The organism is Bradyrhizobium sp. JYMT SZCCT0180, from assembly GCF_018130165.1.
Lineage (GTDB): Bacteria > Pseudomonadota > Alphaproteobacteria > Rhizobiales > Xanthobacteraceae > Bradyrhizobium.
Window position 1 is genome coordinate 461903 of record NZ_JAFCLZ010000001.1, and the last position, 17023, is coordinate 478925.

General features: G+C 63.1%; 16 protein-coding genes. 3 read left to right on the forward strand and 13 right to left on the reverse strand.

Going from position 1 to position 17023, the window contains the following annotated elements; translation table 11 throughout:
* Window positions 1-22: 22 nt before the first annotated feature.
* Window positions 23-1585 carry an AMP-binding protein gene (locus JQ641_RS02205; RefSeq protein ID WP_211994188.1) on the forward strand — a complete coding sequence of 521 codons (1563 nt, stop codon included), beginning with the start codon at window positions 23-25 and terminating at the stop codon, window positions 1583-1585.
* 9 nt (window positions 1586-1594) lie between these two features.
* On the opposite strand, the gene JQ641_RS02210 is transcribed toward JQ641_RS02205, so the two are convergent.
* The 8 genes from JQ641_RS02210 to JQ641_RS02245 form a co-directional block, all read right to left on the reverse strand.
* Window positions 1595-3649: an ATP-binding protein gene (locus tag JQ641_RS02210; RefSeq protein WP_211994189.1), complete on the reverse strand. Its 2055-nt coding sequence runs from the start codon at window positions 3647-3649 to the stop codon at window positions 1595-1597.
* Entirely contained in the window at window positions 3646-5139 is a 1494-nt protein-coding gene (locus tag JQ641_RS02215; RefSeq protein WP_211994190.1) for an ATPase domain-containing protein, read from the reverse strand. The genes JQ641_RS02210 and JQ641_RS02215 overlap by 4 nt, the downstream gene beginning before the upstream one ends.
* Window positions 5140-5412: 273 nt before the next feature.
* Window positions 5413-5712: a cell division topological specificity factor MinE gene (gene minE / locus JQ641_RS02220; protein ID WP_211994191.1), complete on the reverse strand. Its 300-nt coding sequence runs from the start codon at window positions 5710-5712 to the stop codon at window positions 5413-5415.
* Window positions 5709-6524 carry a septum site-determining protein MinD gene (gene minD, locus JQ641_RS02225; RefSeq protein ID WP_211994192.1) on the reverse strand — a complete coding sequence of 272 codons (816 nt, stop codon included), beginning with the start codon at window positions 6522-6524 and terminating at the stop codon, window positions 5709-5711. The genes minE and minD overlap by 4 nt, the downstream gene beginning before the upstream one ends.
* A gap of 19 nt (window positions 6525-6543) precedes the next feature.
* A complete protein-coding gene (gene minC / locus JQ641_RS02230; protein WP_211994193.1) occupies window positions 6544-7251 on the reverse strand; it encodes a septum site-determining protein MinC in 708 nt (235 codons plus the stop codon).
* 219 nt (window positions 7252-7470) lie between these two features.
* A complete protein-coding gene (locus tag JQ641_RS02235) occupies window positions 7471-8244 on the reverse strand; it encodes a thioesterase family protein (RefSeq protein ID WP_211994194.1) in 774 nt (257 codons plus the stop codon).
* A 118-nt stretch (window positions 8245-8362) separates the two neighbouring features.
* A complete protein-coding gene (locus JQ641_RS02240) occupies window positions 8363-9100 on the reverse strand; it encodes an SDR family NAD(P)-dependent oxidoreductase (RefSeq protein ID WP_211994195.1) in 738 nt (245 codons plus the stop codon).
* A gap of 153 nt (window positions 9101-9253) precedes the next feature.
* Window positions 9254-10342 (reverse strand): substrate-binding domain-containing protein, encoded by a 1089-nt coding sequence (locus tag JQ641_RS02245; protein ID WP_211994196.1) that lies wholly within the window; start codon window positions 10340-10342, stop codon window positions 9254-9256.
* 114 nt (window positions 10343-10456) lie between these two features.
* On the opposite strand from JQ641_RS02245, the gene JQ641_RS02250 reads away from it, so the two are divergent.
* Window positions 10457-11941 (forward strand): aldehyde dehydrogenase family protein, encoded by a 1485-nt coding sequence (locus JQ641_RS02250; RefSeq protein WP_211994197.1) that lies wholly within the window; start codon window positions 10457-10459, stop codon window positions 11939-11941.
* 160 nt (window positions 11942-12101) lie between these two features.
* Here JQ641_RS02250 and JQ641_RS02255 read toward each other — a convergent pair whose 3' ends face one another.
* From JQ641_RS02255 to JQ641_RS02275, 5 genes are all read right to left on the reverse strand, one after another.
* Window positions 12102-13070 carry an NAD(P)H-dependent flavin oxidoreductase gene (locus JQ641_RS02255; RefSeq protein WP_192735285.1) on the reverse strand — a complete coding sequence of 323 codons (969 nt, stop codon included), beginning with the start codon at window positions 13068-13070 and terminating at the stop codon, window positions 12102-12104.
* A gap of 228 nt (window positions 13071-13298) precedes the next feature.
* On the reverse strand, window positions 13299-13886 hold the full coding sequence (locus tag JQ641_RS02260) for a hypothetical protein (protein WP_502754924.1): 588 nt from the start codon (window positions 13884-13886) through the stop codon (window positions 13299-13301).
* Window positions 13887-13954: 68 nt separating this feature from the next.
* Entirely contained in the window at window positions 13955-14554 is a 600-nt protein-coding gene (locus JQ641_RS02265) for a YqaA family protein (protein WP_211994198.1), read from the reverse strand.
* A 45-nt stretch (window positions 14555-14599) separates the two neighbouring features.
* Window positions 14600-15043 (reverse strand): phosphoribosyl-ATP diphosphatase, encoded by a 444-nt coding sequence (gene hisE / locus JQ641_RS02270; RefSeq protein WP_211994199.1) that lies wholly within the window; start codon window positions 15041-15043, stop codon window positions 14600-14602.
* Between the two features lie 122 nt (window positions 15044-15165).
* The gene (locus JQ641_RS02275) at window positions 15166-15591 is read right to left on the reverse strand and encodes a hypothetical protein (protein WP_211994200.1); all 426 of its coding nucleotides are present in this window, start codon (window positions 15589-15591) and stop codon (window positions 15166-15168) included.
* Window positions 15592-15861: 270 nt separating this feature from the next.
* Here JQ641_RS02275 and JQ641_RS02280 point away from each other — a divergent pair, with 270 nt between their 5' ends.
* Window positions 15862-16926, forward strand: a complete 1065-nt coding sequence (locus tag JQ641_RS02280; protein WP_211994201.1) for an ABC transporter substrate-binding protein — start codon at window positions 15862-15864, stop codon at window positions 16924-16926.
* Window positions 16927-17023 lie beyond the last annotated feature (97 nt).

Consider the following 17023-nt stretch of genomic DNA (forward strand, 5'->3'; position numbering starts at 1 on the left):
AAGTTGCAGGAGGAATTTTGAGATGAACAATCCGCTGTACGCGTCTCCGGTCGGTTGCGAACAGACGCTGCGGGCGCTGGCGCGCTACCCGGAGCGGACCGCGTTCAGCTGGCCCGGCGGATCGATCACCTATCAGGGCACGACCGAGCTGATCGGCCGCATTCAAGCGGTGTTCATGCGGCTGAACTTCGAGCCCGGTACCCGCGTCGCGTTTCTGACCGCCAACCGCGCCGACGCCTGGTGCGCGGGTATCGCCGCGCAATTGTCGCGGCTTTCGATCACCTGGCTGCATCCGCTGGGCTCGCTGGACGATCAGCTGTTCCAGCTGGAGGACTCCGAAGCGCAGATGCTGGTGGTCGACGGCGTCACCTTTCGCGATCGCGGCGGCGAACTGGCGGCCAGGGCCAGCGGCCTGAAGACGGTGTTCACGCTCGGGCCCGCCGATTACGGCGCCGACCTGCTCGCCACGGTCGAGGCTGCCGGCAGCGCCACGGCGCGCTGCCTTGCCAGGCCGGACGATCTCTCCACCCTGAACTACACCGGCGGCACCACCGGCAAATCCAAGGGCGCGTTGCGCACCCACCGCGAGAATAGCGGCGCCGCCAGCGCGATCCTGGCGGATTTTGAAATCCCGGATCGGCCGAGCTATCTCACGGTGGCTCCGATCAGCCATGTCGCCGGCACCAAAGTGCTGCCGACGCTGATGCGCGGCGGCACCGTGCATATGCTGAAGGGTTTCGATCCCGAAGCTGTCTTCAAGACCATCGAGCGCGAGCGCATCAACTTTACGCTGTTCGTGCCGACCATGATCTACGTGATGCTCGATCATCCATCGCTCGACAAGCACGACCTCTCCTCGCTCGAATTGCTGCTCTACGGCGCATCCGCGATGTCGCCGAGCCGGCTGGTCGAGGGTATCGAGCGGATCGGGCCGGTGTTCTCGCAGCTCTACGGCCAGACCGAGTGCTATCCGGTGTCGGTGCTGCGCAAGGCCGACCACGATGCGAAGACGCCGGAAATGTTTACGTCCTGCGGATTCCCGATCTCGGCGTGCGAGGTCAAGGTACTCGACGACAACGACCAGGAAGTTGCGACCGGCGAGGCCGGCGAAATCTGCGTACGCGCGCCGCATGTGATGGCCGAATACTGGAAGCGACCGGAACAAACCGCGGAAACGCTCAGGAGCGGCTGGCTGCATACCGGCGACATCGCTCGCAAGGACGAGCGCGGCTATATGTTCATCCTCGACCGCAAGAAGGACATGATCGTCTCCGGCGGCTTCAACATTTTTCCGCGCGAGGTCGAAGACGTCTTGTCACAACATGCCGATGTCGCGATGGTCGCCGTGGTCGGCGTTCCCGACGACAAATGGGGCGAGGCGGTCACGGCGGTGGTCGTGGCGCGCGAAGGTGCGAAGCCGAACGCAGATGAGCTGATCAACCTCGTCAAAACGAAGAAAGGCTCGGCGCATGCGCCAAAGCACATCAAATTCGTCACGGAGTTGCCGATGACCGGCGTCGGCAAGGTTGACAAGAAGATGCTGAAGGCGGGCTTCTGGAGCGGCCGCGACCGGATGGTCGGGTAAATTTCCGGCTCACGCCAGCAACTGATCGAGCCGTTCGCGCAACTGGTCCTGGTGATAGGGCTTTGCAAGCCGCGGCAGATCGAGCTGCGCGCCGTCGGGTAATTCGGCATAACCTGTTGCCAGCAGGATCGGCAGCGACGGCCGTACCTGGCGCGTCGCCGCCGCGAGTTCGATGCCAGTCATCCCCGGCATCACGTGATCGGTCATCATCAAATCGATCGGCTGCTCGCTCCTGAGAATGTCGAGGGCGTGCAGGCCCGAATTGGCGCCGATCACGTGGTGACCGAGGTCTTCCAGCATCTCCATGGTAGACATCGCAATCAGCGGATCGTCGTCGACAAACAGGATCACGGCGGAGCGTCTGGCGCCTTGCGTCGCCGGCGACGGAGCCTCGACCTCCGGTGCGGCGGTAGCTACCGGCAGCATCAGCGTCGCGGTGGTGCCTTTTCCGACCGCGCTTGCAAGCCGCAATGCGCCACCGAGTTGCACGGCGAGGCCGTGCACCATCGACAGGCCAAGGCCGGTGCCCTTGCCGAGCGGCTTGGATGAGAAGAACGGCTCGATCGCCCGCTCCAGTGTCTCCGGCGTCATGCCGGTGCCGGTATCGATGACGGACAGCCTGAGATAACGACCCGGCGTCAACACGGCATCCCTGGTGATCTTCTGCTCGTCCAGCCTGATGTCGATCGGACCGCCGTCGGGCATCGCATCACGCGCGTTGATCGCCAGATTGAGGATCGCAAGCTCAAGCTGGTTGGGGTCGATGCGCGCCGGAGGCAGGCCATCCCTGATGTCCAACCGCACTTCCACGCGCGGGCCAAGCGAGCGCTCCAGCAGGTTGGTCATATCCTGAATCAGCGAACGGAGGTCGACCGAGACCGCGCGCAAATCCTGCTGACGCGCAAAGGCCAGAAGCCGCTGGGTCAATGACGCACCCCGTTCCGCGCCCTGCATGGCGCCATCGACCAGGCGGTGAAGCCGGGGATCGTCGGGCATACGCTTGCGCAGCAGATCGAGGTTACCCATGACAGCCATCAGCAGATTGTTGAAATCATGCGCCACGCCGCCGGTAAGCTGTCCGATCGTCTCCATCTTCTGCGCCTGACGTAACTGTTCCTGCGCCTTTTCATGCGCGGCGACTTCCTTCATCAGATCGGCAGTGCGCTGCTCTACGCGTTGTTCCAGTGTCGCCGTCAGTTCCGCGAGCGCCGTGCGTTCGGAGGCGAGTTGCGCGAGCAGGTTCTCCCGTTCGATTTCGGCGGTCTTGCGCGCAGTGATCTCTGAGCAGACGCCGACCAGCGACTTGATGCTTCCGTCCGGCCGCCGCACCGCACGGGCGCGGGTATCCACCCAGTGCTGCGAGCCGTCGGGCCAGATAATCCGATATTCGAGGCGGTAATCCCCACCGGTCTTGACCGCGTGATCGATGGCTTGGAGACGGCGCTCCCGGTCGTCGGGATGAACCGACGCCGACAAATCCTCAAAAGTAAAAGACTCGCCCGGCTTGCGGCCGAAAAAGCGCGCGCAAGTTTCCGATGCTTCGAGCTTGAACTCCGGCAAATGCAATTCGAGCGCCCCGAGATGACCGGCATTCAGCGCCGTCTGCAGCAGATTTTCGCTCTCGGTAAGGTCGACCAGAATCGCACGGGTCTGGTATTGGCGGCGCCGGGCGCGGACCGCCGAGCCGACGATACTCACCAGCGTCGTCGGATGGAAAGGACGCTCGATAAAGGTGACGTTGCCGAGCGCCTGGGCCAACCGCGCCGCATCGGGATTCCGCTCCGGCCCGCCGCCCTGATGCGTCAGCAGCACGATCGGAAAATCCGACCATGACGGCTGGCCGTTGAGCCAGTTCACGAGCCGGCGCAGATCCGCTGTCTTGATCGCCTCGTCGGCAATCACGGCAAGTCCCGCGCCACCTTCGATCTCCTGCACGAGCGCGGCAAGATCGCCACAGATATTGGCGAAGTAGCCCGCTTCGCGAATCAGTGCTGCAGCCACGGCGGCATCGCGGCCCTTGGGCGCCAGAATGATCGCCCGTTCGGATGACGCGCCCGGCTTCACGGTGCTTTTCCGAGCAAGGATCTATCCTCGGCGAAATAGACCGGAATGCCGGTCAAAACACCCTGGAAGCCGACAAGCGGCTCGCCGATCGTCAAGCCACGATTGTCGATGCGAAACTCGCGAATGGTCGCTTCGTGAGCACCAGTGCGTTTCTTGATAATCGACATCGCCCGTCGCACGCTGCCGAGCGCCTCAAAGTAGCGCAGCAGGATCACGGTATCGGCAAGATAGGTGACATCGACGGGCGCCTTCATGTCACCGACAAGGCCATGCTGGGCTACCGTCATGAACGTCGAGGCGCCCTGCCGGTTGAGATATTGCAACAACTCGTGCATGTGCAGGATCAGCGAATTCTCCTCGGGCATCGCGGCCTGATAGCCATTGAGGCTGTCGATCACGACCGTCTTGATCCGGTCCTCGTCGACCCGCTTGCGCACGCGATGGGCAAATTCGCCGGGCGACAGTTCAGCGGCATCCACTTGCTCGATGAACAGGCCGCCGGCCTGGTGTATCGCTTCGAGGTCGATACCCAGCCCCTTCATCCGGTCGTACAGCAGTCCCATTTCTTCGTCGAATACGAAGAAGGCGGCCTTTTCCCCGCGCGCAATGGCAGCGACGATAAACGCGATCGCAATCGTGGATTTTCCGGTTCCCGCGGGGCCCAGCACCAGTGTGCTCGACCCCTGGTCGATACCGCCGCCGAGCAGTTTATCCAGTTCGGCAATACCGCTCGTCAGCCTGCCGCGCGTGAAACTGGTGCGATGCTCCGACGCGACCAGGCGTGGAAAAACATTCACGCCGCCGGTGGTGATCGTCATGTCATGGTAGCCGCCGCGGAATTTCGTGCCGCGATATTTCACTACGCGCGTGCGCCGACGTTCGGCGCCGTAGGCGGGAGCCAGCTCCTCGAGACGCACCACACCATGCGCGACGCTGTGCACCGTCTTGTCCATCACTTCGGCCGTGAGATCGTCGAGCATGATCACGGTGGCGCCGAACTTCGCGAAGTAGTGCTTCATCGCGAGTATCTGCCGTCGGTAGCGCAACGAACTCTGCGCCAGCAGCCGGATTTCGGAAAGACTGTCGAGCACGACGCGGCTCGGCTTGTGAAGCTCGACCGCCTCGAAAACCTGCTTGGTGGTTTCGCCGAGTTCGAGATCGGACGAATAAAGCAGGCTTTGTTGCTGCTCGGAATCGAGCAGGCTTTCGGGAGGCAAAAGCTCGTAAATCACGATCCCCTGATCGAGCGTCCAGCCATGCGACGCGGCGCCGTCGCGCAGTTCCCGCTCGGTCTCGGACAGCGTGATGTAGAGCGTCTTCTCGCCGTTCTTGACGCCTTCCCGCAGGAACTGAAGAGCGATCGTCGTTTTTCCGGTGCCCGGCGCGCCTTCGAGGAGAAAAAGGTGACCGCGGGAAAATCCGCCTGCCAGAATATCGTCCAGGCCCCAAATGCCGGTCTTGGCTTTTGCAACGGTATCGATTGAATTCATCAAACACCCCCTAACCGGATACAAACCGTTGGGGGATCACGCGGTTCCTTGGCGATGGAACTTATTTCGGGAAGAATTCCGGCCACATCGCCCGCCATTTCGTGGCCAGCGGCGCGAAATCAACGACGCGATCTCATAGCGGATCGCGCCGCAGGAACAGCCTCCGGTCAGGGGAAGCACGGGTCGTGGGCTCATGGCGGCCTGACCGCAGATGACGCCGCACCCTATCGGCAAAGCGGCGACCGGGCGACCCCGCCCGGCCTCATGGCGGTATCAAGCCGCCCCTGCTCGCCTCTCAGCGAGAGCCTTGGTCTTCTCGAAATCATTCGGCACTTCGATATCGACTTCGAGCGTCGACACGGCCGGACCCCGGTCGAGCTTGACCGTGACCTTGTCGGGATCGAGCTGGATGTGCTTTGAGACCACCGCGAGAATTTCCTCGCGCAGCGTCGCCAGCAGGTCCGGCTGACCGCGCAGGCCGCGCTCGTGCGCCAGCAGGATCTGCAGCCGCTCCCGCGCCACCGGGGCGGTTGCCTTGCTGCCGCTGAATAATCGAAGCAAATTCATGCTCATGCTGCCCTCCGTCCGAGCAACCGGTTCATGAGCCCCCTGCGTTCAGTCGGTACGACCATGTCGACGGTTTCGCCCATCAGGCGGCGGACCGCGTCGGTGTAGGCGCGGGCCGGCGCACTGGCCACATTGTTCAGGGTGACGGGAGAGCCGACATTCGAGGCGCGCAGCACGTCCTGGCTCTCGGGGATGATGCCGAGCAGTGGCGTGGCGAGAATTTCGAGGATGTCGTCGATGCTGAGCATCTCGCCGCGCGCCGCGCGCGCCGGATCGAATCTTGTGATCAGGATGTGCTTGATCACCCGCTCGCCCTGCTCCGCCTTGACGGTCTTCGAATCGAGCATCCCGATGATGCGGTCGGAGTCGCGCACCGAGGAGACTTCCGGGTTGGTGACGATCACGGCCTGGTCCGCATAGCGCATCGCCAGCATCGCGCCGCGTTCGATGCCAGCGGGACTGTCGCACAGGATCCAGTCGAATTTGGTCCGCAGCTCCGCAATGACCCGGCCGACGCCCTCGTCGGTCAGCGCGTCCTTGTCCCTGGTCTGGGAGGCCGGCAGCAGCCACAGATTCTCCAGGCGCTTGTCGCGGATCAGCGCCTGCTGAAGCTTGGCGACGCCCTGCACCACGTTGATGAGGTCGAACACCACGCGCCGTTCCGCGCCCATCACCAGATCGAGGTTGCGCAGGCCGACGTCGAAGTCGATGACAACGACCTTCTCGCCGGCCTGGGCAAGTGCTGCACCGAGCGCGGCGGTGGACGTCGTCTTTCCAACGCCGCCCTTGCCTGATGTAACGACCAGGACATTTGCCATAATTGATCTCCGTAGCCGATTAATTCAGCGGTGTAATTTTCATGGTGGCGCCTTGCAGCCAGGCCTGAGCCGGCCGGTTGCGAAGCGAATCATCGATTTCTTCCGCAGTCTGGTAGTAACCGTCGATGGCGAGCAGTTCCGCCTCGATCTTCTGGCAGTAAATCCGGGCCGACGAATTGCCGTTGACGCCGGCCATCGCCCGGCCGCGCAGCGTGCCGTAAACATGGATCGATCCGCCGGCGACGATTTCCGCACCTGAGCCAACCGAGCCCAGCACGGTGACATCGCCCTCGGTGAAGACGATCGACTGGCCCGAACGGACCGGGCTTTCGAGCAGCAGCGAATTCGGCTTCGGCTTTGCCTCGACCTTTTCCTCGGGCTTTTCCGCAGGCTCGGTTCGCGTGATGACGCAGGAACGACCGCCGGTCAGCAGCGGCGGCATGCTGGTGGTGAGCTTCTCGGCATCCACGCCCTCGATCCCCAGCACGCGGATGTTGCGTTCTTCCAGATTATTGACGAGGTGGGTGATGGCCGCGCGGCTGAGGTCCAGCGCCGCCAGGTCGAGCACGACAGGCTTGCCGACGAAGAAGCCGGGCGAACGCGCCAGCGTCGCGTCGATCTCCTCGAGCCAGCCAACGACGGGAATCTCCGGCGTGAACACGAAGGCGACATACGAGCGGCCCCGCATGCGCACCAATTGTCGCGTTGCCCCCGCTGTTGCCTGCATGGTGGATCCACCCAATCCTGGTTACTGAATAATTAAGGATGGGACTGATTTGGTTAATGAGTGATTAATTGTGACGGCTCATTCAGTGGCCGTTTGGTGCCAAAAAAGCGACACGAGAGCTACCCGAAGTTACAGGCCAGCGGTGGCGGTCAGCAAAAGTGGTGGCAATTTGATCGGTTTGTGCCGAGCCGGATCGGCTGACCACCGATCGCCCTCGCGTCAACGCTTCTCGATCACCAGGCTCTGGACGGCACGGCCGAAATAGCCGCGTTCATCGACCAGCCGCGCCATCGCGAGGCCCGCGCCGTCGGGGCCGATCCAGGATTCGGCGTCGAGCAGCATCCAGTCGCCGACCGGCTGGCGCGAGAAATTCACCGTGAGGTCGGCATTGAGAAACGTCCATTGCCGGAAATCCAGCACCGCCGAAGTGCCGTTGCAGAAATCCGCGGCCACCATCGCGCGCATTGCCTGAGAGACCGCCGCCCCTTCGACGATCGGGCGATCGACACGATACCAGATCGCGCCCGGACCGGGGACGCCGAACCGGCCGCGCGCGGCGCGCAGCGACATGCCTGTCACGAACGGGCTGGAGGAAAAATCCGCGGGCTCGACCCGCGATTGCTCCGGTCCCGGCAGCGTGACCGGTTCGATCTCGGCCTCGGGCGGCAATTCGTTGGCCTGCAGCTTGATCTTCAGAATAGTGGCGGCGACCACGACGACGCCGTTGGCGCGAAGTTTTACCGCGCAGAGCTGGATCTTGCGGCCTTCGCGCAGAATCTCGGTCTCGATCGTCAGCGGTGCGACCGGCACCGGGCGCATCAGATCCACCGTCACGCGTGCGATCCGCATCGGTACCGGCGTCGGCAAGGCTTCTGCCGCCCAGACCACCAATGCCGCCGGCGGTGATCCGTGCTGCATGCTCGGGTCCCACGGCCCCGCCGCGTGGGGACTGGTGAGGACGCTGTTGCCGTCCACGCGAAAGATAGCGTCCATCAATCAATAATCCTTTGAGAAGGAAAGCGCTTTTCTGCCCGCTCCGCTCGCTGGAGTCGAGAGCTCGGCGGCACAGACCCCTGTGCGCCATTCGCACGCAACGCACTCACGCCTTGCGTCAAATGAACGCCATGCCGCCATTGAGAATGATGGTTTGCCCGGTCATGTAATCGTTGCCGAGCACCATCCCGACGGCCTGCGCGACTTCCTCAGGTTGCCCCATTCGACCCAGCGGAATGTTGCGGGCGAGATCGGTGCGGCCGCGCATCATGTCGGTTTCGATCAGCGACGGCGCCACATTGTTGACCGTGATCCCCTCCTTCACCAGCCGCGCCGCGTACCCTCGCGTCAGACCCTCCATCCCGGCCTTGGAGGCGTTGTAATGCGGGCCGATGGCGCCGGCGCCGCGTGCGGCACCCGAGGAGATGTTGACGATGCGGCCCCATTGGCGCGCCCGCATCATCGGCAGCACGGCTTGCGTGCACAGGAAGACCGACTTCAGATTGACTGTGATGGTGCGGTCGAAATCGGCCTCGGAAAGCTCGTCGACGCTGCGCGGAATCGCGATGCCGGCATTGTTGACGAGAATGTCGATCGGACCGAGGTCGCGCGCGACGACCTCGACCATCTTTGTGACGGCAGCGGCCTGCGACACGTCGGCGGCAACGGCGATGGCGCGGCCACCACCGGCCTTGATTTTGGCGACGACAGCTTCCGCGTCATCCGCCCGCTCACGATAATTCACCGCGACCGCGGCACCGAGTTCGGCGAGCGTCATCGCGATCGCAGCGCCGATGCCGCGCGAGCCGCCCGTCACCAGCGCGACATGCGCGCTTAGATCCTGTTTCCTTGTCATCGGTCCCGTCCGTCCACCGCAAGCGTGGATGGGTGACGATATCATCTTGTGCCTCGTCATGCCCGGCCTTGTGCCGGGCATCCTCGTCTTAGCTTCGCCTAAGTAAGAAAGACGTGGATGGCCGGGACAAGCCCGGCCATGACGGAAAGTGAGTCAAGCCACTCCGCTACCCACGCTCTCCAAAAACGCCTTGACGTTGCTGACCTTACCCGTGTCGGTCGCGACATAGCCGGGCAGGCTCGCCACCTCGCGCTGGAACTCGCGCCCCTTCATGATGTCGATGACGCGGCGCATCGGCTCGGTCTCCAGAAACGTGCGCTTGCAGACAAAGAAATAATCCTCGGTCAGCAACCGGATGAAATCGAGCCCGAACTGGCGTGCGGCCGCCTCGACGCCAAAACTGACATCGGCCATGCCGCTGGCGACGTAGGCGGCGACCGCCGCGTGGGTGAATTCCATCTGCTGGGCGCCGTTGATTTTTGCCTCGTCGATCCTGTGCAACGCCAGCAACTGATCGAACAGCAGCCGCGTTCCGGAATCATGATCACGGTTCACGAAGCGCGCCTTGCGATCGACGATATCCTTGATGGATGTAATCCTGAGCGGATTGCCCGGCTTGACCATCAATCCCATTTCGCGCGTCACGAAACTGATGACGCGGTCCTCGCGCGGATCGAGCCATTCCTTGCAGGCCCGGATGCCCTGCGCCCGCAGTTCGCCGCGCGGCAGATGCACGCCGGAGAGATCGCAGGCGCCCTGCGCCAGCGACAGCAGCGAATTCTGGTTGCTGACATAGCGCAAATCGACGCCGATGCCGGGTTCGCGGTCGAGCAGTTCACGCAGTTTCGAGACCGCAAAACCATGGCTGGCGTGGACGCGGATCACGGACGGACGCTGGTGCAGGAACGGCTTGATCTCGGTCGCAAGCTCCTGCGCCAGATTTTCAAGCTGCGGGCCGAGACGGGCCTGCATCCGCTCACCGGCCCAGACCAGTTTTTCGCCGAATGGGGTCAGCGTCGTCCCCTTGCCGCGATGAGTCTCGACCAGCGGCACGCCGAAAAATTCCGACCATTGCTCGACCAGATTCCAGACATGGCGATAGGACAGCTGGGCGTGCGTGGCCGCGCTGGTGAGCTTTCCGGTCTTACGGATCTCGTTGAGAATTCCGAGCATCACCACGGCGGTTTGCGGGCTGCCCTCCTTGTGAAATCGCCAGACGGTTTCGATCTCGATGTGATGCATTGGCGCTCAACCTATGAAATCTACTGCATATCTTTGCAGCTCATAGGCAGATCATATCATATTTACTGCAGTAAAAATCCTCCTAGTTTGAGATACAGAAACGGAGGAAATATGATGTCTATTGCATATGATTACACCGCGCCGGCGCCCGCGATCGCGGCAGCCAAACCGCGGTTGCTGCTGATCGACGGCCAGCACGTGCCTTCGATCTCCGGGCGCACCTTCAAGACGCTCAATCCAGCCACCGAACAGGTCATCGCCACCGTGGCGGAAGGCAACGAGGCCGACGTCGATCGCGCCGTGGCCGCGGCCCGCCGCGCCTTCGAAGGCCCCTGGCGCAGCATGCGCGCCTCCGAGCGCGGGCAGATCCTGCTCCGGCTTGCGGAGCTGATGAAGAAGCACGCGGACGAAATCGCAGCGCTCGAAAGCCTCGATGCCGGCAAGCCGATCTCAGGTGTGCTGCGGCAGGATCTCCCAGCCGCCATCGACACGCTGACCTACTACGCTGGCTGGGCCGACAAGATCCACGGCGAGGTGGTCTCGACCCGGAACGACGCGCTGACTTACACATTGCGCGAGCCGGTCGGCGTGGTCGCCGCGATCGTTCCCTGGAATTTTCCGCTGATGATCGGGATGTGGAAGCTGGCACCCGCGCTCGCCTGCGGCTGCACCATCGTGATGAAGCCTGCCGAACTGACCTCGCTGTCGGCGCTGCGGATCGGCGAGCTGGCGCTGGAAGCCGGCCTGCCGCCCGGCGTGCTCAACATCGTGACCGGCCCCGGCCGCGTCGTCGGCGACGCGCTGGTCAATCATCCTGATGTCGACAAGGTCACGTTCACGGGCTCGCCCGGCGTCGGCCGCGGCATCCTGCGCGGCGCCGCCGGCAACTTCAAACGGGTGTCGCTCGAACTCGGCGGCAAGTCCGCCAACGTGATCTTCGACGACGCCGATATCGAGGCCGCCAGCAAGGCGGCGGCTTCGGGAATCTTCTTCAACGCCGGACAGGTGTGCTCGGCCGGCTCCCGCGTGCTGGTCCATGAGAAGGTCTACGATGAAGTGGTCGAACGGCTGACGCAACGCGCTCAGTCGATCCGCATCGGCGATCCCGGCGATCGCGCGACGGCGCTCGGGCCCGTGATCTCCGAAAAGCAGATGAAGAGCATCCTCGATTATGTCGATATCGGCCAAACGGAAGGCGCGCTGCTGACCACCGGCGGGACACGCGTCGGCACCCGCGGCTATTTCATCAGCCCCGCCGTGTTCGCCAATGTCGAACACGAGATGCGCATCTCGCAGGAGGAAATTTTTGGTCCGGTGGTGAGCGTCATCAAGTTCAGAGATGAAGCCGATGCGCTGCGAATCGCCAACGGCACCGCCTACAGCCTCGCGGCCGGGGTGTGGAGCCGCAACATCGGGCGGGTGCAGCGTTTCGCAAGGAATGCAAAGGCCGGCACGGTCTGGATCAACACCTATGGCTATACCGACGTGCGGTTACCGTGGGGCGGCGTGCGCGATTCCGGCTTCGGCCGCGAACACGGCTCAGCCGCGATCGAGAATTTCACCGAGCCGAAGGCGGTGTGGATGAATTTGAACGTGTGATGGAAGCGTTCCCCGGACGCAGCGCAAAGCGGTGCGCTGCAGAGCCGGGGTCCACACTTTGCGACCGGCGTGGGTCCCGGCTCTGCGGAGCCATAGCGTGTCGAAGACGCGCGTAAACGCGCTAACGTCACGCTGCACCACGTCCGGGACACAGAAAGAATCACAGCGGCGGATCGATTGCCTCGTCGTATTCCTTCTTGAAACGCGCGATCAGTTCGGCTGCAGGCAACACTTTAGCGACGCTGCCGACGCCCTGGCCGCTGCCCCAGATTTCCTTCCAGGCCTTCGGCTTTGCGCGCTCACCCGAAGCATCCGTGCCAAAACTCATCTTGGACGGATCTGACGTCGGCAGGTTTTCGGGATCCATGCCCGCCGCGACGATCGACGGCTTCAGGTAATTGCCGTGCACGCCGGTGAACAGGTTGGAATAGACGATGTCTTCCGCGCCTGAGGCCGTGATCATCTGCTTGTAGCCTTCCACCGCATTGGCCTCCGCCGTGGCGATGAAGGCCGAGCCGATATAGGCAAAATCAGCACCCAGTATGCGGGCCGCACGGATGGCCCGGCCGTTGGCAATCGCACCCGACAACGCGATCGGACCGTCGAACCACTGCCTCGTCTCGGCCACGAAGGCCAATGGCGAGATCTCGCCGGCGTGGCCGCCGGCGCCCGCCGACACCAGGACCAGGCCATCGGCGCCCTTCTCAACCGCCTTGTGCGCGAATTTCTGGTTGATGACGTCGTGGAACACGACACAGCCCCAGCCATGCGCCGCCTGGTTGAGTTCTTCGCGCGCGCCGAGCGACGTGATCATCATCGGCACCTTGTGCTTCTCGCAAAGCGCCAAATCCTGATCGAGCCGGTTGTTCGACTTGTGCACGATCTGGTTGACGGCGAACGGCGCCGAGAGCCTGTCGGGATGCGCCTTGTCGTGAGCCGCGAGTTCTTCCTTGATCCGCGCCAGCCATTCGTCGAGCAGCGCCGGCGGCCGTGCGTTCAGCGCCGGAAACGATCCGACCACACCCGCCTTGCACTGCGCGATCACCAGATCAGGCACGGAAATGATGAACAGCGGCGCACCGATGACGGGGATCGACAGACGGCCCTTGAACAAGGCAGGCATGGACATTCGAAGCAATCCTTTCACGTGTTCCGGAACTGGTACGGGGCATCTACCAAGAGATATCTCAAGAGATGCCGGACGTCATACCAACAAGGCAATCTTTCCAGTGTCAAGTATTGCGTTTTGGCGCTATTTTTTTGCGCATGACCTCCGGGCAAACGCTCCCGCGTTTGTCCCGAGGGAAAACCGGCGCCCACTTTGCGCTGACGCGGCCCTGCGGGTCCGCATCATACGCTATTGGCATATCGCGCGGGTCACATAGTTTTCGGTCTTGCAGTCGCCCGGCTCGCGCTTGCGGCCCGGGATGAACACTTTCGGCGAGCATTTCTCGGCCGCGTCGGTGTCGAGGCTCTTGCCTTCCCTGTAACCCTTGGTCTGGCACAGCCTGTCGGCCCCCGCCTTGCAGTCCGGCGCGCCATTGGCCGACACCAGGCAGGCCGCGCGTCCTGTGACCATGATCGAGGGAAGCATCATGTTCGTCCGGCTGTCGCCGGTATCCTTTGCAGCATCCTGCGCCCGGGTGTTGGGGTCGGTCTCGCCTGGGCTCTTCAGGCTCGGCAGGATCGATTTGGATTTCTCGAGCAGCTTGCCTATTTCGTTGATCAGGCCAGGATTTTCCGGCTGCGGCGGCGGTTCGATCTGCTGCGGCGCCGGTCCTTGCGGCACCGGCTGCTGGGCCGGCGACTGGACGCCGAGCGAGGGCTGCGGCGCGCCTTGCGACCAGCCGAAGTCCGCGGCGAGCGCCAGCATCGACAGCGCAAGGCAAGGGGCCGCGAACGCCGTCCCGAATGACTGAAAAAGTTGACCGATTCGATCAGGCATGGAGCGAGCGTAGCCTGAAGCGGGCGTGTTCTGAAGCCTTTGGGCCGGCACAGCGCCCCGCGCGCAGATCAGACCAATTTAACCGCGATGACGAATCCGAGCACCAGCACCGCGGCGCCGATCGCAACCCAGAGGCCGAGGCGCTTTTCCAGCTCGCTGCGAATGAGATCGCCGTAACGGTTGAGCAGGATCGCGACCACGAAGAACCGGCCGCCCCGCGCGATGATCGAGCACACGATAAACAGCCAGATGTTGTAACCGGCAAATCCTGACGTGATGGTGACAAGCTTGTAGGGGATTGGCGTCAACCCCTTGCCGATGATGATCAGCGCGCCCCATTCGGCATAGGACTGCCGGAACGCTTCGACCTTGCCGCTGAGACCATAGATGTTGATCAGCCACTGTCCGACCGAGTCGTACAGCAGCGCGCCGATCGCGTATCCGACCACACCGCCGGCAACCGAGGCGATCGTGCACACGGTCGCGAACCACCACGCCCGCTTCGGCCGCGCCAGTGACATCGGCAGCAGCATGACGTCGGGAGGGATCGGGAAGAACGAGCTTTCCGCGAACGATACCGCCGCCAAAATCCAGAGCGCGTAGGGCTTGTCGGCGGCGGCGATGAACCATTCGTAGGATCGTTTAAGCATGGCCGCATGAACCATCATGGAGCGGATTTGTCCATGCCGGCAAACGACCGAATTTTGGAAGATTTAGTGCCGCTTTCGCAGGCTGCGACCTTCCAGCGCGACAATTCGCCGCCGAACCGCAGGTGGTGTCACCGCTTTGGGTAACGCCTTGGCGGAGGCCGCCTTGTCAGGAATCGCTTTGGGCGGCTTGACCGTCGATTTCGGCAGCTTCTCGGCAATGCCGAGCATGTGCTCGCGCCGCGCCATCTCACGCCAGACGTCCTCGGGCTTCACACCGGCAGCAGCCCACAGAACGGTCAGGTTGTAGAGAAGGTCGGCGCTCTCGCGGACCACCGCATCGGTCTTGCCGTTGACGGCGTCGATCACAACTTCGATGGCTTCCTCGGCCAGCTTCTTGGCCATCTTGGCCGGGCCGCGCTGAAACAGCCGGGCGGTACGCGACGTAGCCGGATCAAGATCCCTGGCCGCGATCACCGCCTGATAGAGCCGCTCGAGCGAATCACTCATTCTTCGAACCTAGTGGAAAGCCGTGGCCGGCGTGTTAACGGCCGGGCTCACAACCAAAAAAATCCACCGGCCGGGTGCGGCCGGTGGATTCGTGTTTAACAGCCGCCTAGCAGCGCCGGTGATTACCAGGCGTTCGGATTCGTGTAGCCGCCATAGGAGCGGTTACGGTAGCCGCCGTAGTAGTAGGGGCCGCCGCCGTAATAGGCCGGGGGAGCAGCGTAATAGGCCGGGCCGCCACCGTAGTAACCATAGCCGTTGTCATAATAGTAATCGCGGCGGTTCTGGGCGGCCGCAATCGCGATGCCGGTGCCGACGATGCCGGCGAAGGCCGCAGCCGCCGCGGCGCCACCGCCGCCATGATATCTCCTGCCGCGCGAACTGAAGTCAGTCGCGTCACTGGTCCCGGTCGTGGCCGTTACACCCTTGGCGGGCGCGGCGGAGCCGGCGAAAGCTGCCGACGGCTGGTAGGCCGTCAGGGCCACCGCGACAACCGTCGCCACCGCGCCGGCGCGGCCGATCGATGAAAACACTCCTGTTCGTGCAAACATCTCAATGTCCTCCGTGGGAGCTTGGCCTGACAGGCCTCGAATTGCTAACCACTGAGCGGATATTAGGTTCCCCAAACCAAATGCAAGCTGAACGATCTCTGGCCAAATCGTGGCAGTCATCGCCCGTTCACGTTGGATGCGACAGAATGCCTGCCTTTAAGGCTTGTAATGCCGGTGTTCTTGTCCTGAAACAGGCCTTGAACAGGCCTTGCGATCCAACAAACCTGGCCCACGCGGCAACTTGTCCCATCTCTTGCTGACGTAAGCTCAATGCGTGCACGCCGAACCAACGCCCTTCGCTCGATGCTGGCCTCGCTTGCAGGCCTTTGCGGAGTCGTGTGCTTTGGTGTGGGGGCGAGCCTTGCCGCGGACGAACCACGGGCGCCGCTCGCGATCCAGCTCTCGCTCGACCGGCCGATCGATGCGACGGACGCGCCGTTCGTGATGGCGGCCACCGGCGGCCTGTTCACCGCCGAGGGGCTCGCCGTCACCATCAACATCGCCAGCGGATCGCCGGATGCGATCGCGCGCGTCGCGGCCGGCACCAGCGATTTCGCGCTGGTCGACATCAACGCGCTGGTGCGTTATCGCGACAAGGACAAGCAGGGCGTCCCGCCGGTCAAGGCGGTGTTCATGCTGTTCAACAAGGCACCCTACGCCATCATCGCCCGCAAGAGCCGTGGCGTCCGGGCGCTGTCGGACATCGAAGGCAAGAATCTCGGCGTCGCCGAGGGCGATCTTTCGATCCGGCTGTGGCCGGCGGTGGCGAAGCAGAACGGCATCAAGATCGCGAGCGTCAAGCAAAGCAATATCAGCGCCGCGGTGCGCGAGCCGATGCTGTCGGCGGGCCAGATCGATGCCGTCACCGGATTTTCGTATCTGTCGGCGATCAACCTGAAAGACCGTGGCGTGCCGGCCGACGATCTGGCGGTATTGAAATTCGCCGACTATGGCTGCGACGCCTATGGTTTCGCCATTATCGTCAACCCGGCGCTGGCGGCGGCCAAGCCGGAAGCCGTGAAGGGATTTGTGCGGGCGGTGATCGGCGGCACGCACCTGGCCATCAAGGACCCCGCGGCCGCCGTGACCGAGGTCGTCAACCGCATGGACGGCGGCTCGCGCGACCTGGAGCTCGAACGGCTGAGCGCCATCCTGCGCGACAATATCCTGACCGGCGAGGTCAGGCGCAACGGCATCGGCGGCATCGATGTTGCGAGGTTCGAGCGGTCGATCGATCAGCTCGCGGAAGGCTTCAAGTTCCAGAAGCGGCCGGTAGCAGCTGATATTTTCGACGACCAGTTCCTGCCTCCCGTCAACGGCAGATTGATCAATTGAGTAGCTGATCAATTGAGTAAAAGTCTCGCAGACGCTGGTTCTCGGCGGCGATCCCTGATTAGAATGCGGCTAGAGCCCTTTTCCGTTCCGATTGAAT

Bases quoted from the DNA above. Each gene is read 5' to 3' on its own strand.
- minC (WP_211994193.1), bottom strand. From the start codon at position 7,251: ATGCAGGCAACAGCGGGGGCAACGCGACAATTGGTGCGCATGCGGGGC.
- minE (WP_211994191.1), bottom strand. From the start codon at position 5,712: ATGAGCATGAATTTGCTTCGATTATTCAGCGGCAGCAAGGCAACCGCC.
- JQ641_RS02205 (WP_211994188.1), top strand. From the start codon at position 23: ATGAACAATCCGCTGTACGCGTCTCCGGTCGGTTGCGAACAGACGCTG.
- JQ641_RS02250 (WP_211994197.1), top strand. From the start codon at position 10,457: ATGTCTATTGCATATGATTACACCGCGCCGGCGCCCGCGATCGCGGCA.
- JQ641_RS02265 (WP_211994198.1), bottom strand. From the start codon at position 14,554: ATGATGGTTCATGCGGCCATGCTTAAACGATCCTACGAATGGTTCATC.
- minD (WP_211994192.1), bottom strand. From the start codon at position 6,524: ATGGCAAATGTCCTGGTCGTTACATCAGGCAAGGGCGGCGTTGGAAAG.
- hisE (WP_211994199.1), bottom strand. From the start codon at position 15,043: ATGAGTGATTCGCTCGAGCGGCTCTATCAGGCGGTGATCGCGGCCAGG.
- JQ641_RS02235 (WP_211994194.1), bottom strand. From the start codon at position 8,244: ATGGACGCTATCTTTCGCGTGGACGGCAACAGCGTCCTCACCAGTCCC.
- JQ641_RS02260 (WP_502754924.1), bottom strand. From the start codon at position 13,886: ATGCCTGATCGAATCGGTCAACTTTTTCAGTCATTCGGGACGGCGTTC.
- JQ641_RS02255 (WP_192735285.1), bottom strand. From the start codon at position 13,070: ATGTCCATGCCTGCCTTGTTCAAGGGCCGTCTGTCGATCCCCGTCATC.
- JQ641_RS02245 (WP_211994196.1), bottom strand. From the start codon at position 10,342: ATGCATCACATCGAGATCGAAACCGTCTGGCGATTTCACAAGGAGGGC.
- JQ641_RS02280 (WP_211994201.1), top strand. From the start codon at position 15,862: ATGCGTGCACGCCGAACCAACGCCCTTCGCTCGATGCTGGCCTCGCTT.
- JQ641_RS02215 (WP_211994190.1), bottom strand. From the start codon at position 5,139: ATGAATTCAATCGATACCGTTGCAAAAGCCAAGACCGGCATTTGGGGC.
- JQ641_RS02275 (WP_211994200.1), bottom strand. From the start codon at position 15,591: ATGTTTGCACGAACAGGAGTGTTTTCATCGATCGGCCGCGCCGGCGCG.
- JQ641_RS02240 (WP_211994195.1), bottom strand. From the start codon at position 9,100: ATGACAAGGAAACAGGATCTAAGCGCGCATGTCGCGCTGGTGACGGGC.